Here is a 25,221-nt window from a genome sequence, read left to right on the forward strand (position 1 = left end):
GCGTTTCCGTCCCCGCCAGTCGTGTTTTGACCGTTTTTTTGTAGGGCATCTTGCCGGTTTTTCCGGTTCCGGCTTCCATCTCAAAAGCCCGCAAACCCGCGCCAGCACTGGCGCGCCGTCCCGCACACCATGCGCTTGTCAGACAAACGCCTACGGGGTGCTGCCGCCATTTCCCTACCCGAAATACAGACGGCTGCCTCTTCTCGTGCTCACGCCCCTATCGCAGAATGTGTCTCAACGGAAACGCTTTGAGGAGCACACAATGACTGCAAACGACATGATGGCCGAGATTCGCGACGCGAACCTGAGCTACCTGATGCTGGCCCAGCAGATGATTCGCGCCGACAAGACCACGGCGATCTTCCGCCTGGGCCTGTCGGTGGACATCGCCGACCTGATCGAAGGGATGAGCAATGCCCAGATCCTGAAGCTTGCCGGCGGCAACATGATGCTGGCCCGCTTCCGCTTCGACGATGGCGCGATCCTGTCGATGCTCACGAATTACAACAAGGACCGCTCGCTGGCCCAGTCGCACGCCGCCATCCTGATGGCCGGCCAGGGCGTCGAAGAAATCGCCTGAGCGATCGCTGACAAGATATCGGGGAGCAGAGATGAGCAAGGAAGCGATCAAGAAAAGCGTGGTCACGGAAGCACAGGAAATCGGGCTCGCGATCGAGCTGATCAACCTGGGCGCGCGGCTGCAGCTGCTGGAGTCGGAGGTGTCGCTGTCGCGCGAGCGCCTGCTCAAGCTGTACAAGGAGCTGAAGGGCGTGTCGCCGCCGAAGGGCATGCTGCCGTTCTCCACCGACTGGTTCCTGACCTGGCAGCCGAACATCCACGCTTCGCTGTTCATCAATATCCACGATTTCCTCGTCCAGCACGCCGGCGCCACGGGCATCCACGCCGTGATGAAGGCCTACCAGCTGTACCTCGAGCAGATGCCGCCGGCGCCGGGCGAAGAGCCGCTGCTGTCGCTGACGCGGGCCTGGACGCTGGTGCGCTTCTTCGGCAGCCGCATGCTGGAACTGAAGTCCTGCGGCAAGTGCCAGGGCAAGTTCGTCGTCAATGGCATGGACCTGAACGGCGACTACCACTGCGGCCTGTGCCACATGCCTTCGCGGGCCGGCAAGACCAAGAAGGCCCGAGAAGACTCGCTGGCCGCGTGACCTCCCCATCCGTTTTCCGTTGCAGTCTATGGCTGCAGAGCCGGGGTGGCGCTTGACGCCGTCCCGGCTTTTGCGTTTACCGGCCGTGCGCGCGCTGCTGGTGCAGGCGGGCGCGCTGCTGCCGACCGCGGGCTGCGCCTGGCTGTTCGACAGCGCCGGCCGTCCCCTCACGCTGCTGGAAGGCGTGCTGCTGCAGGGCGCCATCGCCATGCTCGCGACGTGGAAGATCGGCCTGGCGCCGTGGTGGCGCGTGATCCAGCTGCTGTTCCCGCTGGCGCTGCTGGCCGCGCTGGCGCTGCGGCTGCCGCCGGTGCTGTTCCTGATCGTGTTTCTCGTGCTGCTGGGCTGGTACTGGTCCACGTTCCGCACGCAGGTACCGTATTACCCGTCGCACCCGGCGGTCTGGCGCGCGGTGGAATCGCAGTTGCCGGCGCGCGCGGGATTGCGGATCATCGACGTGGGCAGCGGCCTGGGTGGGTTCGCGATGCATCTGGCAGCGGCCCGGCCGGATGCGCAATGCAGCGGTATCGAACTGGCGCCGGTGCCGTATTTATATTCGAAATGGCGCGCACGATTAACTTCCAATAACGCGCGGTTCATTCGCGGCGATTATGAGAAACTGCACTTCGGCGATTATGACGTGGTATTCGCGTACCTGTCGCCGGCGGTAATGGTTGCCTTATTTGCCAAGGCAAAACGGGAGATGAAACCGGGGGGCTTGTTAATGAGCTACGAGTTTCAAATCCCGCCTTTCAAACCAGACAAGACCATAGATACCACAGAGGGCGCACCCCCCGTGTATGTTTGGGTGTTTTAGCGGCCTTTCGCTTGCCGGAGAGGCGTTCTCACGCTATTGTAGTTCCTTGTGGAAATCATTCGACTTGTTTTTTAAGGGGAGCTCCCAGGCTTGTTAGTCATTATTGGTTATGTCGTTGTGTGTGCCAGCGTCTTCGGCGGTTTCGCGATGGCCGGCGGGCACCTGGCAGCGTTGTTCCAGCCGTTGGAACTCCTGATGATTGGCGGTGCCGCAGTGGGCGCCTTCTTCGTCGGCAATAACGGCAAATCCATCAAGGCAACCCTGGCCGCCCTCCCTTCGCTGCTGAAGGGCTCGCGCTACACCAAGGATCTGTACATGGACCTGATGTCGCTGCTGTTCGACATCCTGTCCAAGGTGCGCAAGGAAGGCCTGATGTCGATCGAAGGGGATATCGAAACGCCGGAACAGAGTCCCCTGTTCTCGAAGTACCCGTCGGTGCTCGAGGACCATCACGTCGTGGAATTCATGACGGACTACCTGCGCCTGATGGTGTCGGGGAACATGGACGCCTTCCAGATCGAGAACCTGATGGACAACGAACTGGAAACCCACCATCACGAAGGTGCCGTGCCGGCCCACGTGATCGCGAAACTGGGCGACGGCCTGCCGGCGTTCGGTATCGTCGCGGCCGTGATGGGCGTGGTGCACACGATGGAATCGGTGGGCCTGCCGCCTTCCGAGCTGGGCATGCTGATCGCGCACGCGCTGGTCGGCACGTTCCTCGGCATCCTGCTGGCCTACGGCTTCGTGGGTCCATTGTCGAGCCTGCTCGAACAGAAGCTGGAAGAGTCCAGCAAGATGTTCCAGTGCGTGAAGGTGACGCTGCTCGCCAGCCTGAACGGCTACGCGCCGGCGCTGGCCGTGGAGTTCGGCCGCAAGGTGCTGTATTCGACCGAGCGCCCCACGTTCGCGGAACTGGAAGAACACATCAAGAAGGCCAAGTCGAAGTAATGACGGGCCCGACGGGAGTTAATGATGGCAGATGAGGGCCTGCGGCCGATTATCGTCAAGCGCATCAAGAAGGGCGGCGGCGGACACCACGGCGGCGCCTGGAAAATCGCGTATGCCGACTTCGTAACGGCGATGATGGCGTTCTTCCTGCTGATGTGGCTGCTGGGTTCCACGTCGAAGGGCGACCTGAACGGCATCTCGGAATTCTTCAAGACGCCGCTGAAGGTGGCGATGGCGGGCGGTTCCGGCAGCGGCGACAGCTCCTCCGTCATCAAGGGCGGCGGCAAGGACCTGACCCGCAAGGACGGCCAGGTAAAGGGCGGCGACGATCCCGACGTCAAGAAGAAGACCTTCAACCTGACGGCGGCCAAGGCCGTGCTGGAGAAGCAGGAAGGCGAGCGCCTGCAGGGCCTGAAGGACAAGCTGCAGGCAAAGATCGAAAGCAGTCCCGCGCTGCAGAAGTTCAAGAACCAGCTGCTGCTCGACTTCACCAGCGAGGGCCTGCGCATCCAGATCGTGGACGAGCAGAACCGGCCGATGTTCCCGAGCGCGAAGTCGGACCTGGCGCCGTACACGCGCGAGATCCTGCGCGAGATCGGCCCGATCCTGAACGACGTGCCGAACAAGATCGGCCTGTCCGGCCACACGGATTCGACGCCGTACTACAGCGAGTCCGGCTACAGCAACTGGGAGCTGTCGGCGGACCGCGCCAATGCTTCGCGGCGCGCGCTGGTGCAGGGCGGCATGCAGGACGAGAAGGTGATGCGCGTGGTGGGCCTGGGCTCGGCCGTGAACCTGGACCGCAAGGATCCGTTCAACCCGATCAACCGCCGCATCAGCATCATCGTGATGAACAAGAAGACGGAAGAAGGCCTGCAGCGCGACGCCGGCAAGCTCGAAGTGGGCGGCGGCGTGAGCGTGGTGCAGGAAGGCGCCGCCGCAGCGACCGAGGCGGCTCCTGCAGCAGCCCGATAGCGGTACAGAGTCAACGCTGAAAAGAGTCAACGCTCAAAAGAGTCAACGCGCACATGAACAGAAAAAAAATCCTCGGCTCCCACGTGAAGCGCCTGCTGTCCGGTGTGTCGGACCACGGCAAGCGCCACCTGTCGGAAGTGGAGACGGACCTGCTGCAAACCAACCTGCTGCTCGAGGAAGCGATCGAGAAGCTGTCGCGCAATTTCATGGCGATCCACGAAGCCGTCGATGCGCAGCAGGCCACCATCCGCCTGCTGCTCGATGGCGGCACGCCGTCCGCCGAGGACAAGGCCAACCTGGCCGCGATGAACGGGCAGGTGGGCACGTACGTGAATGCGGCGATCACCAGCATGCAGTTCCAGGACATGACGAGCCAGCTGATCGACCGCACGCTGAAACGGGTGACGGGCCTGCGCGAGTTCCTCGCCACCCTGGGCGCCCATGGCGCGGAGATGGACCCGGACAGCGACAGCGAACAGATGGTCGAGCTGCTGGGCAAGGTCAGCATGGCGCTGGCCATCCAGAGCCTGGAACTGCGCAACGTGCTGCGCAAGGCCGTCAGCCAGAAGCACCTGGAAAGCGGCGACATCGAGCTGTTCTGAACGCCGCGTTCCCAAAAAAAACCGTGGGCGCGCAGCGCACGAAGCGCAGTGACCCAAGACCATACAAGCAAAGCAGATAAGTGAGATTAGACATGGCTAAAACGATTCTTGCAGTTGACGATTCCAGCTCCCTGCGCCAGATGGTGGCGTTCAGCCTGAAGGCCGCCGGCTACCAGGTGGTGGAAGCGGTCGACGGCCAGGATGGCCTGGACAAGGCCCGCCAGCAGGCCGTGGACCTGGTGCTGACGGACCAGAACATGCCGAAGATGGATGGCCTGCAGCTGATCAAGAGCCTGCGCGAACTGCCGACGTACGCGAAGACGCCGATCCTGATGCTGACCACCGAATCGTCCGACGAGATGAAGGCCAAGGGCCGCGCCGCCGGTGCCAATGGCTGGCTGGTCAAGCCGTTCGACCCGCAGCGCCTGATCGAGGTCGTCAAGAAGGTCATCGGCTGACCATGCGCGCCACTGGACTTGACGGAGTCGCGCCATGACCATCGACATTAGCCAGTTCTTCCAGGTCTTCTTCGATGAAGCCGAGGAGCTGCTGGCTGAAATGGAACGGCTGCTGCTGGCTGTCGATGTGGCGGCGCCGACGGACGAGGACCTGAACGCCATCTTCCGCACCGCCCACTCGGTGAAGGGCGGCGCGGGCACGTTCGGCCTGACGGACATGACGGAGGTCACGCACATCCTGGAAACGCTGCTGGACCGCATCCGCAAGGGCGAGATGGCGCTGACCGGCGAGCACGTGGACGCCTTCCTGGCGGCCAAGGACGCGCTCAAGATGCAGCTCGATGGCCACCGCCTCGGCACGGTCGTGGACCAGGATGCCGTGGGCGACGTGCGCATGATGCTGCAGCACCTGGCGCAGGACGTGCACGTGGATGCGATCGCCCACATGGCGCCGGCGTTCCAGGGCGCCGCCAGCGAAGCGCAGGCCGTGGACCACAGCGGCGGCAGGCGCTATCGCCTGGAGCTGCCGGCCATGGCGCACCGCGAAGTGACGGCGCTGGCCGCGGAGCTGGGCCTGCTGGCCCATGTCGTCGTCACGCCGCTCGACAACGAGCGCAACGCGATGGTCGTCACCACCCATGAAAGCCTGGACGACATCGTGGCCATCTGCTCGTTCGTGCTCGACACGGACGCGATGACGATCACCGACCTGCCGGCCCTGACGCCGGACCAGGAAGCGCGCGAGCGGGCCGAGCGCAGCAAGGTCGAAGCGGACCTGGGCTACGGTTTCTTCGAGCCGCTGTCGCCTGCGGAAAGCGCGGCTGCCCAGTCGGGCGACGGCTACGGCTTCTTCCAGCCGCTCGACGAGATCCGCGCCAATGCCCAGGCTTCCGGCGACGATGCGCGCGGCTACGGCTTCTTCCAGCCGGTGGAGCAGATCCGTGCCGCGGCCGGCATCAGCGACGCGTCGCCCGCCGAGAAGGCCGCCGAGAAGATCGAGGAAGACAAGAAGGCCGCGAAGAAGGATGCCGAGAAGGCCGACAAGCCCGCGGCCCAGGGAGCCGAATCCTCGTCGATCCGCGTGTCGATCGAGAAGGTCGACCAGCTGATCAACCTGGTGGGCGAGCTGGTGATCACGCAGGCGATGATCGAGCAGCGCGCCGAGGTGCTGGACCCGATGCTGCACGAGAAGCTGCTGGCCTCCGTAGGGCAGTTGACGCGCAACACGCGCGACCTGCAGGAAGCGGTGATGTCGATCCGCATGATGCCGATGGACTTCGTGTTCTCGCGCTTCCCGCGCATGGTGCGCGACCTGGCCACCAAGCTCGGTAAAAAGGTCGACTTCATCACCAACGGCGCGGCGACGGAACTGGACAAGGGCCTGATCGAACGCATCGTCGACCCGCTGACGCACCTGGTGCGCAACAGCATCGACCATGGCATCGAGATGCCGGAAGTACGGCGCGCGGCCGGCAAGACGGATGCGGGGCGGCTGTTCCTGTCCGCCACCCACCAGGGCGGCAACATCATCATCGAGGTGTCGGACGACGGTGGCGGCCTGAATCGCGACCGTATCCTGGCCAAGGCGAAGCAGAACGGCCTGCCCGTATCGGACATGATGCCCGACAGCGAAGTGTGGCAGCTGATCTTCGCGCCGGGCTTCTCGACCGCCGAGCAGGTGACGGACGTGTCGGGCCGCGGCGTGGGCATGGATGTCGTCAAGCGCAACATCACGGCGCTGGGCGGCACCGTCGACATCCGGTCCGCGAAAGGCTTCGGCACCACGATCTCGATCTCGCTGCCGCTGACGCTGGCGATCCTGGACGGCATGTCGATCCGGGTCGGCGAGGAGGTGTACATCCTGCCGCTCGGCTTCGTGGTCGAATCGCTGCAGCCGACGCAGGAGGAGGTGCGCGACATCTCCGGCCGCGGGCGCGTGGTGAAGGTGCGCGGCGAATACCTGCCGCTGATTCCCCTGTACCAGATGTTCGAGATCGAGCCGCGCTTCCGCGAACCGTGGGAAGGCATCCTCGTCATCCTGGAAACGGAAGGCAGGAAGGCCTGCCTGTTCGTCGACGAACTGGTGGGGCAGCAGCAGGTGGTCGTGAAGAACCTGGAATCGAATTACCGCAAGGTGGCCGGCATCTCGGGCGCCACCATCCTGGGCGACGGCGGCGTGTCGCTGATCCTGGACGTGGCGGCGCTGATCCGCTCCTCGCGCCAGCTGGTGGAAGAATCCACGCCGAACACGCTGGGCTGAATGCCTCCAGCACCATTTTCAAAGAATCTCAAAGAACAAAGGAATCAACATGGCAGAAGCAATCCAGCAGGCCGACATCGCCGGCCACGAGTTCCTCGCCTTCACCCTGGGCAAGGAAGAATACGGCATCGACATCCTGAAAGTGCAGGAGATCCGCGGCTACGAGGCGGTGACCCGCATCGCCAACGCGCCGGAATTCATCAAGGGCGTGATCAACCTGCGCGGCATCATCATCCCGGTGGTGGACATGCGCATCAAGTTCAACCTGGGCGAGCCGGTGTATGACCAGTTCACCGTGGTGATCATCCTGAACATCGGCGGCCGCGTGGTCGGCATGGTGGTCGACAGCGTGTCCGACGTGACCACGCTGGAACCCGAGCAGATCAAGCCGGCGCCGGAGATGGGCACCGTGTTCTCGAACGAGTACATGATCGGTCTCGGCACCGTGGAAGAGCGCATGCTGATCCTGATGGACATCGACAAGCTGATGTCCAGCCCGGAGATGGGCCTGATCGACAAGGCCGCCGCCTGAGCGTAGCGGCTGACGCCGGGCCCGGAGGGACCGGTGGCACTGCACGGCAACCGTCCGACCCGGATGGCGCGCCGGAGCGATAATATCCACGATGCGGGAAGGCGGCCATGCCGCTCCCCGCGCCTGGCGCCGCCCGCGTTACCGGCCGCCATCCGGGGATGGTGCACGAAGAATCTGATCGGATCACATGATGTCCAGGGACACCGTCAAGGAGTTTGAGTTCAACGGCCGCGATTTCGAGCGCGTGCGCGCTCTGATCTACAAACGGGCCGGCATCTCGCTGGCCGACAGCAAGCAGGAGATGGTCTACAGCCGCCTGGCGCGGCGCCTGCGCGCGACCGGCATCATGTCGTTCGCGAAGTATCTCGACGATCTCGAGGCGGGCAAGATGCCGGGCGAGTGGGAGTCGTTCACCAATGCGCTGACGACCAACCTGACGTCGTTCTTCCGCGAGGCGCACCACTTCCCGCTGCTGGCCGAACACGCCAAGAAACACCGGGGCGAGCAGCTGACCATCTGGTGCTCGGCCAGTTCCACCGGCGAAGAGCCGTACTCGATCGCGATCACCGTCTGCGAGGCATTCAACACGCTCACGCCGCCGGTGCAGATCATCGCCACGGATATCGATACGAATGTGCTGGCCACGGCCGCCAACGGCATCTACCCGATCGACCGCATCGAGAAGCTGACGGCCGACCAGCAGCGCCGCTTCTTCCTGCGCGGGAAGGGCGACAAGGCCGGCATGGTGCGGGCCCGCCCGGAACTGCGCCAGCTGATCACCTACCGGCCCCTTAACCTGCTCGACGAGCAGTGGGACATCCGCGGCCAGTTCGACGTGATCTTCTGCCGCAACGTGATGATCTATTTCGACAAGCCCACGCAGCGCAAGATCCTGTCGCGCTTCGTGCCGCTGATGAAGCCGGACGGCCTGCTGTTTGCCGGCCATTCCGAGAATTTCCTGTACGTGTCCGATGCGCTGAAGCTGCGCGGCAAGACGGTGTACGAGCTGGAAGACAAGGCACGCAGTGTGCAGCAGGGCATGCAGAAAAGGGCCTGACCCGAATGGGCCTGACCTGAACGGGCTGGACCTGAACGGACTAGACCCGAAGCGGCTTGAACCGAAGGGGCTTGCCCGAAACCGGCATCACGAAAGACAGCATGGACACCGACCACCTCGCCACCAATGTGTATTACGACAGGACCTTCGACTGCGACGCGGCGAAGATCCTGCCGGGCGAATACTATTTCACCAACAAGGACATGCTGATCGTGACCGTGCTGGGCTCCTGCGTGTCGGCCTGCATCCGCGACCGCGTGACGGGCCTGGGCGGCATGAACCACTTCATGCTGCCCGACAGCGGCAGCGACGGCAGTCCGGTGTCCGCGTCCGCCCGCTACGGCACGTATGCGATGGAAGTGCTGATTAACAGCCTGCTCAAGAACGGTGCGCGGCGCGACAACCTGGAAGCCAAGGTGTTCGGCGGCGGCGCCGTGCTGAAGGGATTCACGGCGATGAACGTGGGCGAACGCAACGCCGCCTTCGTGCAGCAGTTCCTGCGCAACGAGCGCATCCGCATCGCCGCGGAAGACCTGAACGACGTATATCCCCGCAAGGTGTATTTCTTCCCGCGCACCGGCCGGGTGCTGGTGAAGAAGCTGATGCAGTCGCATAACGACACGCTGGCCAAGCGCGAGATCGAATACGCGAGCCGCCTGAAGGCCAAGCCGGTGGCCGGCGAGATCGAGCTGTTCTGACCGTTGCGCCGTTTTCCAATGAGGCATTCATGACTATCAAGGTGTTAATCGTCGACGATTCCGCGCTGATCCGCAGCGTGATGACGGAAATCGTCAACAGCCAGCCCGACATGGAAGTGGTCGGCACGGCGCCCGATCCGCTCGTCGCGCGCGAGCTGATCAAGCAGACCAACCCGCACGTGCTGACGCTGGACGTGGAGATGCCGAAAATGGACGGCCTCGACTTCCTGGAAAAGCTGATGCGGCTGCGGCCCATGCCGGTGGTGATGGTGTCGTCGCTGACCGAGCGCGGCTCCGAGATCACCATGCGCGCGCTGGAGCTGGGCGCCGTCGATTTCGTCACCAAGCCGAAGATCTCGATCCAGACCGGCATGCGCGAGTACACCGAGCTGATCGCCGATAAAATCCGTGCCGCAGCGAAGGCGCGCATCCGCGCCCGCACCCTGCCGCAAGCGGGCGCCGAGGGCGCCGCGCCCCTGCCACAATTACGCAACCCGCTGATGTCGTCCGAAAAACTGATCATCGTCGGCGCCTCGACCGGCGGTACCGAAGCGATCCGCGAATTCCTGGTGCAGATGCCGTCCGACTGCCCGGGCATCCTGATCACGCAGCACATGCCGGAAGGCTTTACCCGCTCGTTCGCCAAGCGGCTCGATTCGCTGTGCAGGATCTCGGTGCAGGAGGCGCAGGGCAACGAGCGCATCCTGCCGGGCCATGCCTACATCGCGCCGGGCCACTCGCACCTGCTGCTGGCGCGCTCCGGCGCGAACTACATGACGAAGCTCGATGGCGGCGAACCGGTGAACCGGCACCGCCCGTCCGTGGACGTGCTGTTCCGTTCCGCCGCACAGAACGCGGGCAAGAACGCGGTTGGGGTTATCCTGACCGGAATGGGCAAGGATGGCGCGGCGGGCATGCTGGAGATGAAGGCAGCTGGCGCGTATAATTTTGCCCAGGACGAAGCCAGCTGCGTCGTGTTCGGCATGCCGCGCGAAGCGATCGCCGTCGGTGCCACGCACGAAGTGGGCGCGCTGGGGGCGTTGCCGGGCATGGTGCTGGGTTATCTGGCCCAGCACGGCATGCGCGCTTTGCGTGTTTGATACGGAGTGACGTTTTTTGCCAGCGTTTTTAACACGGTGAAAGTGATTTCATTCCCTACGGACAACTAAGATGCTATCCTTCACTGCTGGTGCAGAGGCTGGTAGCACACACTAATATTTATAACCGCGTAAAGAATCAACGGAGCAATTCATGGCTGATCCAAAGATGAAATTTTTAGTTGTTGACGACTTCTCGACGATGCGCCGCATCGTCCGGAATCTGTTGAAAGAACTGGGTTATGCCAACGTGGACGAAGCCGAAGACGGCGTGATGGCGCTGGCCAAGCTGCGTTCGGAATCGTTCGACTTCGTCGTGTCCGACTGGAACATGCCGAACATGGACGGCCTGACGATGCTGCAGAACATTCGTGCCGATCCGGCACTGGCCAAGCTGCCGGTGCTGATGGTGACGGCCGAAGCGAAGAAGGAAAACATCATCGCGGCTGCCCAGGCCGGCGCCAACGGCTACGTCGTGAAACCGTTCACGGCCGCCACGCTGGACGAGAAGCTGAACAAGATCTTTGAAAAGCTCGGAGCCTGACCGATGGCCGATGATGCAGGCGGCGCCCACCTGGCGCCGGCCGAGGTAGAACACGCGGCGGGGTCGTCCGCCGCCGGCGGCATGGAACAGCACGACGAGTTCCTGTCCCGTATCGGCCACATGACGCGCGCGCTGCACGAGAACCTGCGCGGCCTGGGCCTGGACAAGCTGATCGAAAAGGCCGCCGAGGACATCCCGGATGCCCGCGACCGTCTCGACTACGTGGCGCGCCTGAGCGAAAACGCGGCGCAGAAGGTGCTCAATGCCACGGACGAGGCCGGCCCACTGCAGGACAGCATCGCCAGCGATGCAAAGGAGCTGACGGGTTCCTGGCAGGCGCTGCTGGACGGGCAGGGCGGCGAGGCGGACTGGCGCGCGCTGGCGCAACGCACGATCGCGGCGCTGGCCAGCACCACGGCCGCCACCACGGCCACCAAGGGCCACCTGATGGACATCATGATGGCGCAGGATTTCCAGGACCTCACGGGCCAGGTGATCAAGCGCGTCACGGGCATCGCCCAGAACCTCGAGAAGCAGCTGGTGCAGACGCTGGTCGACTTCGCGCCCGAGGAACTGAAGAAGGACCTCGATACGGGCCTGCTGAACGGTCCGCAGATCGACAAGAGCAAGGACGGTGTCGTGGCCGACCAGGGCCAGGTCGACGACCTGCTCGACAGCCTCGGCTTCTGATGCATTACTGGCCGGGCCTGCATGCTGCGGGCCTGGCGACCCTGACATTCACGAACCCGAGCTGACGACCTGGGCGGGCCGCGCGCCCGCCCGTTCATTTCACTATGCACCAGACCCATTTCCTCGTCCGCGAGCCGCTGCTCGATCCGCAACAGCGGGTGGTGGGCTACGAGCTGTGCTGGCAGCACCCGGCCGACACGCCGCCGGCGCAGGCCGGGCTGGAAGGCCTCGTCAGCTTCGTGGCGGACCAGGTGTGCGACGCCGAGCGGGGCTGGCTGCTGCGCGACAAGACGCTGTTCCTGCAGGCCGTGCCGGCCATGCTGTCGACGGACGCGCTGCACTGCCTGCCGCCGCAGCACACGGTGCTGTCGATCCGCACCAGCGAGCTGGCCAATCCGGACACGCTGGCCGCCGTGCGGGCGCTGCGCGCGGGCGACGTCGGCATCCTGCTGCGCAATTGCGACCTGACGCGCGTGGGCAACCGGCTGCCCTCGATTGCCTCGTATGTGGAAGTGCGCTTCTCCGGCGCCAACGTGGCCGACCAGGCGCGCACCTATGCGGCGCTGAAGCAGTCGTCGGTGCGCATGGTGGGCCGGCCCGTGACGACCTGGGAAGACTACGATATCTGCGCCGCGCTGGGCATCGACGCCTTCGTCGGCAAGCTGCACCTCACGCCGCGGCCCGGTTCCGAATCGAAGGGCCTGAATCCGGCACAGGCGGCGATCCTGCAGCTGATGCAGATGGTGCGCGAGAATGCCGACGTGCCGAAGCTGGAGAGCGTGCTCAAACGCGATGCGGCGCTGTCGTACAAGCTGCTCCGCTACATCAATTCGGCCGGCTTCGGCGCCGGCCGCGAGATCCAGTCCCTGAAGCAGGCCATCACGCTGCTGGGCTACCAGCCCCTGTACCGCTGGCTGACGCTGCTGCTCGCCACCGCCAGCACGAGCGGCTATTCGCCCGTGCTGCTGGAGACGGCCGTGGTGCGGGGCCGCCTGGCCGAACTGCTCGGTACCTCACTGGGCCGCGCCGAAGCGGAAAACATCTTCGTCGCCGGCATGTTCTCGCTGCTCGACCGCCTGCTGGGCATCCCGATGGGGGAAGTGCTCGAGACGATGCCGCTGTCCGCCGATATCGCCGCCGCACTGCTCAACCGCGGCGGCAAGTACGGCCCCTACCTCGCGCTTGCCGAAGCGTGCGAGCTGAACTCCGACCTCGTCGCCGCGCTGGCCGCCTCGCTGCAGCTGTCCCCCGAAGAAGTCAACAAGGCGCACCTCTCCGCGCTGGCCTGGACCCAGGCCGTCACCGCCTGATCACCGCCACCACTGCCGAGCTCGTGTCACCCCATGGGGTCAGGCGTAGTGACACGCACTCATCAGTAGGCACCATTTCCGCGATAGGTACGAGGGAGGGCCACACGCGGCCCCGCTTAGTGCCGAGCTCGTGTCACTACGCCTGACCCCAGCAGGTGACACGAGCTCGGCAGTAGTGGTCAGATTTCGAGGTTGTCGATCAGCCGCGTGGTGCCCAGCTTGGCGGCGGCGAGCACGACCAGCGGGGCGCCCTGGGCCAGGTCGCCGGCATTGGGCGGCTGCAGGTCGATGCGCTTGCGGATGCTCACGTAGTCCGGCTGCCAGCCGCGCGCGGCCAGGCCGTCCATGGCCTTGTGTTCCAGCTGGAAGACGTCCAGGTGGCCCGCCCGCACCTCGGTGGCGACGGCGTTCAGGGCCGCGTACAGCGCCGGCGCTTCGGCGCGCTCGGCCGGGGACAGGTACATATTGCGCGACGACAGCGCCAGGCCATCCTCGGCGCGGAACGTTTCGGCGCCGATGATCTCCGTGGGCAGCGCGAACTGGCGCGCCATGTTCCGCACGATCATCAGCTGCTGGTAATCCTTCTTGCCGAACACGGCCACGCGCGGCTGCACGCACGAGAACAGCTTGGTCACCACCGTACACACGCCGTTGAAGAAGCCGGGGCGGAACTCGCCTTCCAGGATGTTGCCCAGGCCGTCAGGCGGCTGCACGCGGTATTCCTGCGGTTCCGGATACAGGTCCTTCTCGGTCGGCGCGAACAGCACGTAGACGCCTTCCTTTTCCAGCTTTTCCACGTCGGCCTGGAAGGTGCGCGGGTACTTGTCGAAGTCTTCGTTCGGGCCGAACTGCAGGCGGTTGACGAAGATCGAGGCGACGACGGGGTCGCCATGCCGGCGCGCCAGGCGCATCAGCGACAGGTGGCCTTCGTGCAGGTTGCCCATCGTGGGGACGAAGGCGGTGCGCAGCTGGCCGGAGAGCTGGTCGCGCAGTTCTTCGATGGAGGAGATGATTTTCATGGTTTTTTTCTGGGTTCAGGCCGGGGAGTAGGCCAGGCGCACATAGATGGGCGCAAACGGCTCGGCCTGGGTAATTTCAATCAGGGTTTCCTTCGCCAGTTCCAGCATGGCGACGAAGTTGACCACAATAACGGGCACGCCGCCGTCCGCATCGAACAGGTCGGCGAATTCCACGAAGCGCTGCGACTGCAGGCGGCGCAGGATGGCCGTCATGTGCTCGCGCACCGACAGCTCCTCGCGCGAAATGCGGTGGTGCTGCTTGAGCGTGGCGCGTTTGAGCAGGCCCCGCCAGGCTTCCTGCAGGTCGAGGGCATTCACGTGCGGCCACACGGGCACCAGGCTCTGCTCGATGAACACCTGCGTGCTGACGAAATCGCGGTCCAGTTGCGGCACCGCGTTCAGGTCGTAGGCGGCCAGCTTGATCTGCTCGTATTCGAGCAGGCGGCGCACCAGTTCCGCGCGGGGATCCTCCGGTTCCAGCTCGATATCGTGCGGCCGCTGCGGCAGCAGCATGCGCGACTTGATCTCGATGAGCATCGCCGCCATCAGCAGGTATTCCGCCGCCAGTTCCAGGTTCGACAGGCGGATCTGCTCGACATATTGCAGGTACTGCAGCGTCACCTGGGCCATGGGAATGTCCAGGATATTGAAGTTCTGGCGGCGGATCAGGTACAGCAGCAGGTCCAGCGGACCTTCGAAGGCGTCGAGGAAGATCTCCAGCGCATCGGGCGGAATGTACAGGTCGGCCGGCAGTTTCAGCAGCGGTTCGCCGTACAGGCGTGCCGGCGCGGCGCCGTCGGCCACGACGCTGTCCGGGGCATCGGCAACCGCGGCCGCCGGCGCTTCCGTGGCGTCATCCGCCACGTCCTGTGGCAGCATGCGTGCCTTTCCGGTTAGGACTTGCTCTGGTAGACGTAAGCCTGCTGGGCGATGCGCGATTCGCTCTGGCGCGACTGCTCGTCCAGCGACGTGGGCGCCTTGTCCCACAGCAGGGAGCGGCCCTGCTGCTGGCTCGCTTCGATGCCGGGATTCTTTGCCTTCAGATCCTTGATGAACTGGGTGTGCTCGGACTCGTACATGCGGTGTTGTTTGAACAGGAGTTTCATATCGTCTTGGAAGGTGAAATGCAGCGCGTATTCTACCGCGCCGCGCCATGCCGAAGGGAATTTTACGGCCGGGCGCGTTGACCGCGGGCGACGGCGCTGCCAGCTCCCCGGCCGGATCGGGTATTCTTTATTGCAATGAATTCCCGACTCTCCGCCCGCACCGCCCTCCTGCTGACCATCGCACCGCTGCTGTGGGCCGGCAATGCGATCGTCGGCCGCCTCGTCCACGAGCTGGTGCCGCCGCTGACGCTCAATTTCCTGCGCTGGTTCCTGGCGCTGCTGCTACTGCTGCCGCTGGGCGGCCCCGTATTCCGCGCCGACAGCCCGCTCTGGCCGTACTGGCGTCGCTATGCGCTCCTGGGCCTCCTCGGCGTCGGCCTCTACAACGCATTGCAATACCTGGCGCTCCAGAGCAGCACGCCGATCAATGTCACGCTGGTGGCGGCCGGCATGCCCGTGTGGATGATGGCCACGGGCTGGCTGTTCTTCGGCGCCAACGTGTCGCGCAGGCAGGTGCTGGGCGCCGTGCTGTCGATCGCCGGGGTGCTGGTGGTGCTGGCGCGCGGCGAGTGGGCCCACCTGCTGGAACTGCGCCTGGTGGCCGGCGACCTGTTCATGATCCTGGCCACGATCGCCTGGTCGCTGTACAGCTGGCTGCTGACGCGTACGCCCGAGCCGGCCACGCTGCGCGCCCACTGGGCCGCCTTCCTGGTCGCGCAGGTGGGTTTTGGCGTCGTCTGGTCCGGCGCCTTCGCGGCCGGGGAGTGGGCGATCGGCGCTCCCGTCATCCGCTGGAACGGCACGCTGCTTGCCGCGCTGGCCTTCGTCGCGGTCGGTCCCGCCATCATCGCGTTCCGCTGCTGGGGAGAAGGCGTGCAGAAAGCCGGGCCGGCCATTGCCGCATTCTTCAGCAATCTGACGCCGTTGTTTGCCGCATTGATGTCGTCGGCATTTCTCGGCGAGGCGCCCCACATTTACCATGGCGCGGCATTCCTGCTGGTCGTTGCCGGGATTATCGTTTCTTCGCGGCGCTGAATTCTGCCTGCACTGGCTGCGCATTGCCGTGTGCTTCGCGCATTATCTTTCTGTTATTCTCGACGCATCCCACTGCCGGAGGCATCATGCATACCCGATTATCGGCGCTTGCCGCGGCATCCCTGATTGCAGCCTTTCTGTTATCGGCATGCGACCAGTCGACACCGCCGAAGCCGCCCAAGCCCATTGCAGAACAGGCTCAGCCAACTTAGCAAGCGGACATGTTTCGAGGCCGAGCGCGCCAGATCGTGACAGGAACGTGCCAGTCTCTGGCGTGAATCGGGCACAAAAATCCCGCTTCATGGGCGGTTTGGCAACCTTCAGCGCAGCGTGCGGCGCATGACGAGCGGTGCCGGCTCGAGGGGATTGGCGTGCGAGTATTCCAGTTCCCCGGCCAGTTCGAATTCGTAGGCCGAATAAAAGTCGACCAGTTTCGGCTGGTCGCTGCGCACCGCCAGCCTTAATTCCCCGACGCCGCTTTCAATACCGTGGTGAATGACCGCTTCCAGCAGATGCTGCGACAGGTTATTGCCGCGATAGGCCGGCAGGACGCCCATCCGCAGTATCTCCCAGCAGTCCGGTTCGGTATCGTGGGGCAGCCAGCGCACCGAACCGATCGGCTCGTTTTCTTTTGCCAAAATAAAACCGCCGCCCTGCCGCAGATGTTCTGCGACGAGGACGGCGGTTTCGCGGTGGCCGCTGGAGGTGACGCTCACCTTGCCGGCCCACGCATGACGCGTGAGGCCGGCAATGATGGGCGCATCCTCGTGATCGGCAGGCCGGACGACGAATGTCATCGTGCGCGTGTTCCTGGTCTGATCAGCGGATGCGCATGCCCGGTTCCGCGCCCGGCCATGGGTTCAGGATATAGATGCCCGGATTGGTCGACTCGTCGGCGGCGGAGGCGGCCATCACCATGCCTTCCGAAACGCCGAACTTCATCTTGCGCGGCGCGAGATTGGCGACCAGCACCGTCAGCTTGCCGACCAGGTCTTCCGGCTGGTACATCGACTTGATGCCGGAGAAGACGTTGCGGTGGCGGCCTTCGCCCACGTCCAGCGTCAGGCGCAGCAGTTTATCCGACCCCGTCACGTGCTCGCAGTTGACGATCTTCGCGATGCGCAGGTCGATCTTCATGAAGTCGTCGATCTTGATCTCGGGTGCCAAGGGTTCGATCGATGCGTCGATCCCGGTTGCCGGTGCCGCGACCGCGGCGGGCGCAGCAACTGCCGGAGCCGGCGCAGGAGCGGCCTTCGGCGCATCGAACAGCTCGTCGATCATCTTCGCATCCACGCGCGTCATCAGGTGGCTGTAGACGCCGATCGTGCGGCCCAGCATCTGGCTCGACGCAGCCTCCACGCCCGTGTCGGCCCAGGTCAGCGTCGCATCGTTCAGGAACGTCTGCACCTTCGCCGCCACGCCCGGCAGCACCGGCGCGAGCAGGATGGTCAGCTGGCGGAACAGGATCAGCGCCGTGGTGCACACCTCGTGCAGCTCGGCCGTCTTCGTGTCGTCCTTGGCCAGCAGCCACGGCTTGTTCTCGTCCACGTACTGGTTCGTGACGTCGGCGATCTCCATGATCTCGCGCAGCGCGCGGCCGAACTCGCGGTTCTCGTACGACAGGGCCACCGCATCGGCGCGCACATGGCCTTCCGCATTCGTCAGGGCCTGCTTGATCCAGTGGCGCGCCGTGTGGGACAGCTCGCCCGCCAGCTTGCCATCAAATTTCTTGGCGATGAACCCGGCGCAGCGGCTGGCGATGTTGACATACTTGCCGATCAGGTCGGAGTTCACGCGGGCGACGAAATCCTCGCCCGTGAAGTCCAGGTCTTCCACCTTCGAGTTCAGCTTGAACGCGATGTAGTAGCGCAGCCACTCCGGGTTCATGCCCAGGTTCAGGTAGCGCAGCGGCGAGATGCCGGTGCCGCGCGACTTGGACATCTTCTCGTTGTTCACGGTCAGGTGGCCGTGCACATTGACCTTCAGCTTGTCGATGATCGGGTGGCCGGCGAATTCCAGCATCGCGGGCCAGAACAGCAGGTGGAACGAGACGATGTCCTTGCCGATGAAGTGGATCTGCTCGGCGGCCGGGTCGCGCAGGAAGGCGTCGTAGTCGAGGCCCTGCTTTTCAAAGTAGTTCTTCAGCGAGGCCAGGTAGCCCACCGGCGCATCCAGCCACACGTAGAAGAACTTGCCTGGCGCGTCCGGGATCGGGATGCCGAAGTAGGGCGCATCGCGCGAGATGTCCCAGTCGGCCAGCTTCTCGCCCGCTTCGCCCAGCCATTCGGAGACCTTGTTGACCATCTCCGGCTGCAGGCGGCCCGGCGTGTTCAGCCAGTCCTTCAGGAACTCGAAGCAGCGCGGGTCGGACAGCTTGAAGAAGTACTGCTCCGAGGGCTTCAATACCGGCGTGGCATTGGTGAACACCGAGTACGGGTTCACCAGGTCGGTCGGCTGGTAGGCCGCGCCGCACACTTCGCAGTTGTCGCCGTACTGGTCCTTCGCATGGCACACCGGGCACTCGCCCTTGATGTTGCGGTCGGCCAGGAACATGCCCTTTACGGGATCGTAGAAGCGGTCCACGACCTTCGTCTGGATCAGGCCCGCATCGCGCAGCCGGCGGTAGATACCCTGCGACAGCTCGACGTTTTCCGGCGAGTCCGTCGAATACCAGTTGTCGAAGGCGATATGGAAACCGTCCAGGTACTGGGCGCGGCCGGCGGCGATCTTGGCCACGAATTCCTGCGGCGTGATGCCTTCCTTCTCGGCCGCGATCATGATCGGCGTGCCGTGCGTGTCGTCCGCGCCGACGAAGTGCACTTCGCGCGGGCGGTATTCACCATCGACGGCATCCTGCTGCATGCGCTGGAAGCGGACCCAGATGTCGGCCTGGATGTATTCCATCATGTGGCCGATGTGGAAGGCGGCATTCGCGTAGGGCAGGGCGGTGGTGACGAACAGCTTGCGGGTCATGGTCATGCGCGGTGGAAGTTGGAAGAGGAGGGGTATTTTACCAGTGCGCGCCGGCCGCGGCATCCCGGCCGCTGTGCCGCGGGGCGTTTTGCGCTAGACTTCCGCCTCATCGGCCCGCAGCAAACCACAGCATGGCGCCCAATCTGCACAGCATCACGGAGAATACATGAGCATCACAGTCGAAGACGTCAAGGCGGCGTTGTCCAAAGTCGTAGACCCGAATACCACGAAGGACCTGGTCAGCACGCGCTCCGTGCGCAACCTGAAGGTGGAAGGCGGCCAGATCGCGCTGGACGTGGAGCTGGGCTACCCGGCGAAAAGCCAGATCGACCTGATCCGCACTGCCGTGCTGGACGCACTGGCCCCGCTCGGCCTGCCCGTCACGCTGAACGTCACGAGCAAGATCATCGCCCACACGGTGCAGCGTGGCCTGAAGCCCCTGCCGAACGTGAAGAACATCATCGCCGTCGCTTCCGGCAAGGGCGGCGTGGGCAAGTCCACCACGGCCGTCAACCTGGCGCTGGCGCTGGCCGCCGAGGGCGCCAATGTCGGCGTGCTCGATGCCGATATCTATGGCCCGTCGCAGCCGATGATGCTGGGCGTGTCGGGCCGCCCGATCACGAAGGACGGCAAGTCGATGGAGCCGATGGAGGCGCACGGCCTGCAGATCTCGTCGATCGGCTTCCTGATCGATCCGGACGAGCCGATGGTGTGGCGCGGCCCGATGGTCACGCAGGCGCTGCAGCAGCTGCTGGACCAGACCAACTGGCGCGACCTGGACTACCTCGTCATCGACATGCCGCCGGGGACGGGCGACATCCAGCTGACGCTGTCGCAGAAGGTGCCGGTCACGGGTGCCGTGATCGTCACCACGCCGCAGGACATCGCGCTGCTGGACGCGCGCAAGGGCCTGAAAATGTTCGAGAAGGTCGGCATTCCGATCCTGGGCATCGTCGAGAACATGAGCACGCACATCTGCTCGAACTGCGGCCATGTCGAGGATATCTTCGGCTCCGGCGGCGGCGAGAAGATGACGCAGGACTTCAAGGTCGACTTCCTCGGCAAGCTGCCATTGAAGATGTCGATCCGGGAGCAGACCGACGTGGGCCGCCCGACCGTGGTCGCCGAGCCGGACAGCCCCGTGTCCGAGATCTACAAGGCGATCGCCCGCAAGGTCGCCATCCGCGTGGCCGAAAAGGCGAAGGACATGAGCAGCAAGTTCCCCACCATCGTCGTGAAGAACGACTGATGCGCGCCGCCGCCCTGTTCGTGCTGGCGGTATCGGCGTCGTCTGCCTTCGGGCAGGCGGCATGGCAGCCGCAGGCCAGCGGCACGCAGGCCGAGCTGCGCGGCCTGGCCGTGGTCAGCCCCACGGTCGCCTGGGCCAGCGGCGCGAAGGGCACCGTGCTGCGCACGGTCGATGGCGTGACGTGGAGCGTTTCGGTCGTGCCCGGTGCCGGTGAGCTGGACTTCCGCGACATCCACGGATTTGATGCACAGTCCGCGATCGTGATGGGTGCCGGTCCCGGCGCCGCATCGCGGCTGTACCGCACGACCGATGGTGGCGCCACGTGGCAGCTGCTGCTGACGAATCCCGATCCGAAAGGGTTCTGGGACGCGATCGCGTTCTGGGACAGCAAACGTGGCGTGCTGTTCGGCGATCCCGTCGACGGCCGCTTCCAGGTGCGCATCACCAGCGATGGCGGCGCTACCTGGCAGGCGGTGACGGACGAAGAAGGCCTGCGCGCGCTGCCGGACGAAGGTGCGTTTGCCGCCAGCGGCACCTGCCTGACCGTCGCGGGCAGCAGCGACGCATGGTTCGCCACCGGCGGAGCCATCACGTCGCGCGTGTTCCACTCGAAGGATGGCGGGCGGACGTGGCAGGCTGCCGCGTTGCCCGTGCCCGCCGGCGCACCGGCACGCGGGCTGTTCTCGGTGGGCTTCCGCGATCACCACCTGGGCATCGCCACCGGTGGCGACTACAAGGACGTCCACCTGGCCGCCGTCAACGGCGCCCGCACGGAAGATGGTGGCGCGAGCTGGACACCGGTGTCCGTGCTGCCGGCCGGGTATATGTCGGTGGTGGTCCCCGTGCGCGGCGCACCCGATGCGTTCGTTGCCGGCGGCCTGGCCGGCTCCGGCTACTCGGTCGACGCCGGCCGCACCTGGCAGGCGCTCGATACCACGCCCGTCAACACCGTCGGCTTCGCTTCCCCCACCGCCGGCTGGGCTGTCGGCCCGAAAGGCCTCGTCCTGCGCTACAACGGCGCGCCGCTCCGAAAATAAGTCTTACAGCCGAGCTCGTGTCCACCATGGGGTCAGACCCCGACATGGACACGGCCTCAGCCATTAAGATGGCTCGCGCCAGCAACCTGGGCAGAAATTTGCAGGAATGCCGAGTTGACCAGTCAAGCAAGGTCGAGCTCGTGTCCATATGTGGGGTTGGACGGAATGCTGGCTTGCAAGCCAGCATCGCTCGTCAGGCGCTGAGCTGCGCTCAACGTACCCCCTGCCTTGCCCCAAGGTGGACACAAGCTGAGCCGTATCTATTTGGCTTTTTCGAACGTGGTGTCGAGGCCAGGGGCCGTGAGGCGGCCGCGGTCGTTGGTGGCGCCGAAGCGCAGTTCGGCGTCCATCGAGGTGACGAAGAGGGCGCCGTCCGGGGCGGCGTACAGTGGCTCGACGGCGTCTTCGCGCAGCGCGATCGTCAGCGTGTCGCCGCGGCGGGCGATGGTGAAGTCGCCCAGGCCGTCTATGGTGTACTTGCCCGGCAGGGCCGCCAGTGCGGCGGCGGAGGTGGCGACGGCGGGGCGCACCTTCGCGCGCTGCGATGGCCAGTTGTATTCGGTGGCCACGGCACGCACCACTTCGCCCGCAAGGTCGCCGCCGCGGTCGCCGTTCGTCATGACGACGACGCCATCGCCCCGTTCCGTGTACGCCACCAGCATGTTCTGGTAGCCGGCATTGGCGCCGCCATGGCTGAACGACTGCGCCTGGCCATCGCCGTCGAGGCGCCAGCCCAGGCCGAAGTTCTCCAGCACGGGCGCCAGCATCAACTGCGTCATCGACTGCGACAGCACCTTGTTCGACTGGCCCGCCGCCGAGCGCTTGATCTCGATGGCGAACCTGGCCAGGTCCGATGGCGTGGTCCACAGCCCGGCCGCCGCCTGCTCCGGATACGTATGCGGACCACCGGCGACAGGCTTGCCCTTGCCGTCATGGGGCAGGGCGGCGCGGGACAGCAGGGCGGCAGGCAGCGGCTGGACGAACGTGCTGTCGCCCATGCCCAGGGGCTGCAGCACGGTGGCCTGCAGCAGTGCCGCGAAGTCCTGCCGGCTGCGTTCGGCCATCACGTACTGCACGACTTCATAGCCGCCGCCCGAATAGCGCCACTTCGTGCCGGGCCGAGTCGTCACATGCACGCCGCGCGAATTGGCCGGCGCGGCGCCGTTGAGCACCTGTACCAGCGTCGGCACCTTGGCGCCCGCCGCGTAGCCGGGGAAGCCGTGGACGGTGGTGCCGGCCGTGTGCGACAGCAGCTGGCGCAGCGTCACGGGCCCGTTGCCCAGGTTGTTCGGCAGCTTCCAGTAGGTGGTGTAGCTGTTGATGTCGCGGTCCAGCGCGAGCGTGCCGTTCTCCACCAGTTTCAAGGCGCCGACGGCCGTCACGGGCTTGCTGATCGAGCCGGCCTGGAACAGCGTGGCGGGCGTGACGGCGGCGCCGCCCGGCGTCACCACGCCATAGCCCTTGGCCCATTCGATGTCGCCGGCATGGATCACGGCGATGCTCACACCCGGCACGCCCAGGCGCGCCATCTCTTCCGCCAGTTTCAGCCGCACCGGCGCCGCGCCCTGCAAGGCCACCGCAGGCTGCAGGCCCGCTTCGATCGCGGCGATGCGGCCGGCCAGCGCGGGATCGTCGGCGGCCAGCGCGGGCAGCGTGCAGAACAGAAGGGAGAGGGCGAGGCGGTTTTTCAAGGGCGGCTCCTGAGTCGATGTTCGCCCGAGTATAAGTCAGTTGCGGGTAAAATCACCCTTTTACGCATCCAGCAAATACTCCGATGACCATCCCGATGACCACTGCGCCGACCACTCCCGTCCGCACCCGTTTCGCCCCGAGCCCGACCGGTTTCCTCCACCTGGGCGGCGCCCGCACGGCCCTCTATTCGTGGGCCTTCGCGCGCCACTTCGGCGGTACCTTCGTGCTGCGCATCGAGGACACGGACCTGGAGCGCTCCACGCCGGAAGCCGTGCAGGCCATCATCGACGGCATGCAGTGGCTGGGCCTGGACCATGACGAAGGCCCGTTCTATCAAATGCAGCGCATGGACCGCTACCGCGAAGTGATCGCGCAGATGCTGGAGGCCGGCACCGCGTACCACTGCTACTGCACGCCGGAAGAAGTGGAAGCGATGCGCGAACGCTTCCGCGAAGCGGGCGAGAAGCCCCGCTACGACGGCACCTGGCGTCCGGAAGAGGGCAAGACGCTGCCGGCCATCCGGGCCGACCGCAAGCCCGTGGTGCGCTTCAAGAACCCGCTGGACGGCGACGTCACGTGGCACGACGTGGTGAAGGGGCCGATCACCATCTCCAACAAGGAGCTGGACGACCTCGTCATCGCCCGCACGGACGGCACGCCCACGTACAACTTCTGCGTGGCCGTCGATGACTGGGACATGCGCATCACCCACGTGCTGCGCGGCGACGACCACGTCAACAACACGCCCCGCCAGATCAACATCCTGCGCGCGATCGGCGCCGAGCTGCCGCAGTACGGCCACCTGCCGATGATCCTGGGTGCCGATGGCGCCAAGCTGTCCAAGCGCCACGGCGCCGTCAGCGTGATGGAGTATCCGGCGCAGGGCTTCCTGCCCGAAGCGATGCTGAACTACCTGGCGCGCCTGGGCTGGAGCCACGGCGACGACGAGGTGTTCTCGATGGCGCAGTTCTGCGAGTGGTTCAACCTCGACCACCTGACGGCCTCGCCGGCGCAGTTCAACAACGAGAAGCTGGCCTGGCTGAACAACCACTGGATCAAGGCGGCCGACAATGCCCGCCTGGCCGAGCTGGCCAAGCCGCGCCTGCTGGAGGCGGGCGCCGTGTTCGACGGTGCGCCTGATCTCGCCACCGTGCTGGCGCTGCTGAAGGAGCGTGCCCACACCGTCAACGAGCTGGCCGATGCGGCCATGCTGTTCTTCCGCGACCCGCAGCCGGATGCGGCGCTGATGACGCAGCACTTCACGGACGCCGTCAAGCCGGCACTGGCGCAGTTCGCCGAACGCATCGCCACGGTGGAGTGGACCAAGGAAGCCATTGCCGCGATGCTGAAGGAAGTGCTGGCCGCGAACGGCCTCAAGATGCCGCAGCTGGCCATGCCGCTGCGCCTGATCGTCACGGGACAATTGCAGACCCCGGCCATCGATGCGGTATTGCAGTTGTTCGGCCGCGACGTGGTAACGGCCCGCGTGGCGAAATACCTGTAAATCTTTTCAAAATATTTCAGACAGGTATTTGCGTTTTCCATTCCCGCTGCTATACTTCTGTCTCTTCGCAAACGGGGGTATAGCTCAGCTGGGAGAGCGCTTGCATGGCATGCAAGAGGTCAGCGGTTCGATCCCGCTTACCTCCACCAGTTTGGCGAAGATTTGTGGCAGTAAGCAGTAACGGAAAGTCCGGGTCCCCATCGTCTAGAGGCCTAGGACATCACCCTTTCACGGTGAGTACCGGGGTTCGAATCCCCGTGGGGACGCCAAGTTTTGTTGTGGTCGTCGCAGATAAGAAGGTTTATTTGCGGCGGTAGTAACAAAAGTCGCGCAAGCGGCTTTTATTTTGTCTGTGCCAGCGGGGGTATAGCTCAGCTGGGAGAGCGCTTGCATGGCATGCAAGAGGTCAGCGGTTCGATCCCGCTTACCTCCACCAAAGCCTGGTGCAG

Annotated in this window: 25 protein-coding genes and 3 tRNA genes; 22 read left to right on the forward strand and 6 right to left on the reverse strand. The window is 64.8% G+C overall.

Annotation, left to right across the window (positions count from 1 at the left end):
- Nucleotides 1–262: 262 nt before the first annotated feature.
- The 15 genes from flhD to IP91_RS12340 all read left to right on the forward strand — a co-directional run bounded on the left by flhD (nt 263) and on the right by IP91_RS12340 (nt 13,157).
- On the forward strand, nt 263–580 hold the full coding sequence (flhD, locus tag IP91_RS12270; protein WP_145649228.1) for a flagellar transcriptional regulator FlhD: 318 nt from the start codon (nt 263–265) through the stop codon (nt 578–580).
- Between the two features lie 31 nt (nt 581–611).
- Complete coding sequence (flhC, locus tag IP91_RS12275; RefSeq protein ID WP_145649229.1) at nt 612–1,166, forward strand: flagellar transcriptional regulator FlhC; 555 nt, start codon at nt 612–614, stop codon at nt 1,164–1,166.
- Nucleotides 1,167–1,218: 52 nt separating this feature from the next.
- Nucleotides 1,219–1,983 carry an SAM-dependent methyltransferase gene (locus IP91_RS12280; protein WP_229474314.1) on the forward strand — a complete coding sequence of 255 codons (765 nt, stop codon included), beginning with the start codon at nt 1,219–1,221 and terminating at the stop codon, nt 1,981–1,983.
- Between the two features lie 90 nt (nt 1,984–2,073).
- Nucleotides 2,074–2,934 (forward strand): flagellar motor stator protein MotA, encoded by an 861-nt coding sequence (gene motA / locus IP91_RS12285; RefSeq protein WP_145649231.1) that lies wholly within the window; start codon nt 2,074–2,076, stop codon nt 2,932–2,934.
- 24 nt (nt 2,935–2,958) lie between these two features.
- Nucleotides 2,959–3,909, forward strand: coding sequence for a flagellar motor protein MotB (gene motB / locus IP91_RS12290; protein WP_145649331.1), 951 nt, complete (start codon nt 2,959–2,961; stop codon nt 3,907–3,909).
- 53 nt (nt 3,910–3,962) lie between these two features.
- Nucleotides 3,963–4,511: a chemotaxis protein gene (locus IP91_RS12295; RefSeq protein WP_145649232.1), complete on the forward strand. Its 549-nt coding sequence runs from the start codon at nt 3,963–3,965 to the stop codon at nt 4,509–4,511.
- A 92-nt stretch (nt 4,512–4,603) separates the two neighbouring features.
- Nucleotides 4,604–4,969, forward strand: coding sequence for a response regulator (locus IP91_RS12300; protein WP_145649233.1), 366 nt, complete (start codon nt 4,604–4,606; stop codon nt 4,967–4,969).
- A 34-nt stretch (nt 4,970–5,003) separates the two neighbouring features.
- Nucleotides 5,004–7,229 carry a chemotaxis protein CheA gene (gene cheA / locus IP91_RS12305; RefSeq protein ID WP_145649234.1) on the forward strand — a complete coding sequence of 742 codons (2,226 nt, stop codon included), beginning with the start codon at nt 5,004–5,006 and terminating at the stop codon, nt 7,227–7,229.
- A gap of 49 nt (nt 7,230–7,278) precedes the next feature.
- Complete coding sequence (locus IP91_RS12310; RefSeq protein ID WP_145649235.1) at nt 7,279–7,761, forward strand: chemotaxis protein CheW; 483 nt, start codon at nt 7,279–7,281, stop codon at nt 7,759–7,761.
- Between the two features lie 187 nt (nt 7,762–7,948).
- Nucleotides 7,949–8,818 (forward strand): CheR family methyltransferase, encoded by an 870-nt coding sequence (locus IP91_RS12315; protein WP_145649236.1) that lies wholly within the window; start codon nt 7,949–7,951, stop codon nt 8,816–8,818.
- A 101-nt stretch (nt 8,819–8,919) separates the two neighbouring features.
- Complete coding sequence (gene cheD / locus IP91_RS12320) at nt 8,920–9,516, forward strand: chemoreceptor glutamine deamidase CheD (RefSeq protein WP_145649237.1); 597 nt, start codon at nt 8,920–8,922, stop codon at nt 9,514–9,516.
- 29 nt (nt 9,517–9,545) lie between these two features.
- Complete coding sequence (locus IP91_RS12325) at nt 9,546–10,616, forward strand: protein-glutamate methylesterase/protein-glutamine glutaminase (protein WP_145649238.1); 1,071 nt, start codon at nt 9,546–9,548, stop codon at nt 10,614–10,616.
- Nucleotides 10,617–10,767: 151 nt separating this feature from the next.
- Nucleotides 10,768–11,157, forward strand: coding sequence for a chemotaxis response regulator CheY (gene cheY / locus IP91_RS12330; RefSeq protein WP_131430176.1), 390 nt, complete (start codon nt 10,768–10,770; stop codon nt 11,155–11,157).
- Nucleotides 11,158–11,238: 81 nt separating this feature from the next.
- On the forward strand, nt 11,239–11,847 hold the full coding sequence (gene cheZ, locus IP91_RS12335; protein WP_229474342.1) for a protein phosphatase CheZ: 609 nt from the start codon (nt 11,239–11,241) through the stop codon (nt 11,845–11,847).
- Between the two features lie 104 nt (nt 11,848–11,951).
- Nucleotides 11,952–13,157, forward strand: coding sequence for an EAL and HDOD domain-containing protein (locus IP91_RS12340; RefSeq protein ID WP_145649240.1), 1,206 nt, complete (start codon nt 11,952–11,954; stop codon nt 13,155–13,157).
- Between the two features lie 179 nt (nt 13,158–13,336).
- On the opposite strand, the gene panC is transcribed toward IP91_RS12340, so the two are convergent.
- From panC to IP91_RS12355, 3 genes are read right to left on the reverse strand one after another with little or no spacing between them, the layout of a single operon-like run.
- The gene (gene panC / locus IP91_RS12345) at nt 13,337–14,176 is read right to left on the reverse strand and encodes a pantoate--beta-alanine ligase (RefSeq protein WP_145649241.1); all 840 of its coding nucleotides are present in this window, start codon (nt 14,174–14,176) and stop codon (nt 13,337–13,339) included.
- A gap of 15 nt (nt 14,177–14,191) precedes the next feature.
- The gene (locus IP91_RS12350; protein WP_145649242.1) at nt 14,192–15,055 is read right to left on the reverse strand and encodes a segregation and condensation protein A; all 864 of its coding nucleotides are present in this window, start codon (nt 15,053–15,055) and stop codon (nt 14,192–14,194) included.
- A 14-nt stretch (nt 15,056–15,069) separates the two neighbouring features.
- Nucleotides 15,070–15,282, reverse strand: a complete 213-nt coding sequence (locus IP91_RS12355) for a DUF3460 family protein (protein WP_199754578.1) — start codon at nt 15,280–15,282, stop codon at nt 15,070–15,072.
- Nucleotides 15,283–15,417: 135 nt separating this feature from the next.
- On the opposite strand from IP91_RS12355, the gene IP91_RS12360 reads away from it, so the two are divergent.
- Entirely contained in the window at nt 15,418–16,317 is a 900-nt protein-coding gene (locus IP91_RS12360) for a DMT family transporter (RefSeq protein ID WP_145649243.1), read from the forward strand.
- A gap of 320 nt (nt 16,318–16,637) precedes the next feature.
- Here IP91_RS12360 and IP91_RS12365 read toward each other — a convergent pair whose 3' ends face one another.
- Nucleotides 16,638–17,114 (reverse strand): GNAT family N-acetyltransferase, encoded by a 477-nt coding sequence (locus IP91_RS12365; RefSeq protein WP_145649244.1) that lies wholly within the window; start codon nt 17,112–17,114, stop codon nt 16,638–16,640.
- Nucleotides 17,115–17,136: 22 nt separating this feature from the next.
- Nucleotides 17,137–19,290 carry a methionine--tRNA ligase gene (gene metG, locus IP91_RS12370; protein ID WP_145649335.1) on the reverse strand — a complete coding sequence of 718 codons (2,154 nt, stop codon included), beginning with the start codon at nt 19,288–19,290 and terminating at the stop codon, nt 17,137–17,139.
- Between the two features lie 166 nt (nt 19,291–19,456).
- Between metG and apbC the strand changes: the two genes are divergently transcribed.
- The gene (gene apbC / locus IP91_RS12375) at nt 19,457–20,539 is read left to right on the forward strand and encodes an iron-sulfur cluster carrier protein ApbC (protein ID WP_145649245.1); all 1,083 of its coding nucleotides are present in this window, start codon (nt 19,457–19,459) and stop codon (nt 20,537–20,539) included.
- Nucleotides 20,539–21,576, forward strand: coding sequence for a WD40/YVTN/BNR-like repeat-containing protein (locus IP91_RS12380; RefSeq protein ID WP_145649246.1), 1,038 nt, complete (start codon nt 20,539–20,541; stop codon nt 21,574–21,576). Before apbC ends, IP91_RS12380 begins: the two co-directional genes overlap by 1 nt.
- Before the next feature lie 260 nt (nt 21,577–21,836).
- Here IP91_RS12380 and IP91_RS12385 read toward each other — a convergent pair whose 3' ends face one another.
- Entirely contained in the window at nt 21,837–23,267 is a 1,431-nt protein-coding gene (locus IP91_RS12385) for a serine hydrolase domain-containing protein (RefSeq protein WP_145649247.1), read from the reverse strand.
- Nucleotides 23,268–23,362: 95 nt separating this feature from the next.
- On the opposite strand from IP91_RS12385, the gene gltX reads away from it, so the two are divergent.
- From gltX to IP91_RS12405, 4 genes are all read left to right on the forward strand, one after another.
- Nucleotides 23,363–24,772, forward strand: a complete 1,410-nt coding sequence (gltX, locus tag IP91_RS12390) for a glutamate--tRNA ligase (RefSeq protein ID WP_145649337.1) — start codon at nt 23,363–23,365, stop codon at nt 24,770–24,772.
- Nucleotides 24,773–24,845: 73 nt separating this feature from the next.
- Nucleotides 24,846–24,921: transfer RNA gene (locus IP91_RS12395), tRNA-Ala, on the forward strand.
- Between the two features lie 44 nt (nt 24,922–24,965).
- A tRNA-Glu gene (locus IP91_RS12400) sits at nt 24,966–25,041 on the forward strand.
- A 91-nt stretch (nt 25,042–25,132) separates the two neighbouring features.
- A tRNA-Ala gene (locus tag IP91_RS12405) sits at nt 25,133–25,208 on the forward strand.
- Nucleotides 25,209–25,221: the final 13 nt, after the last annotated feature.

Origin of the sequence: Pseudoduganella lurida, from assembly GCF_007830455.1 — a bacterium.
In the GTDB taxonomy this organism is placed as follows: domain Bacteria; phylum Pseudomonadota; class Gammaproteobacteria; order Burkholderiales; family Burkholderiaceae_D; genus Rugamonas; species Rugamonas lurida.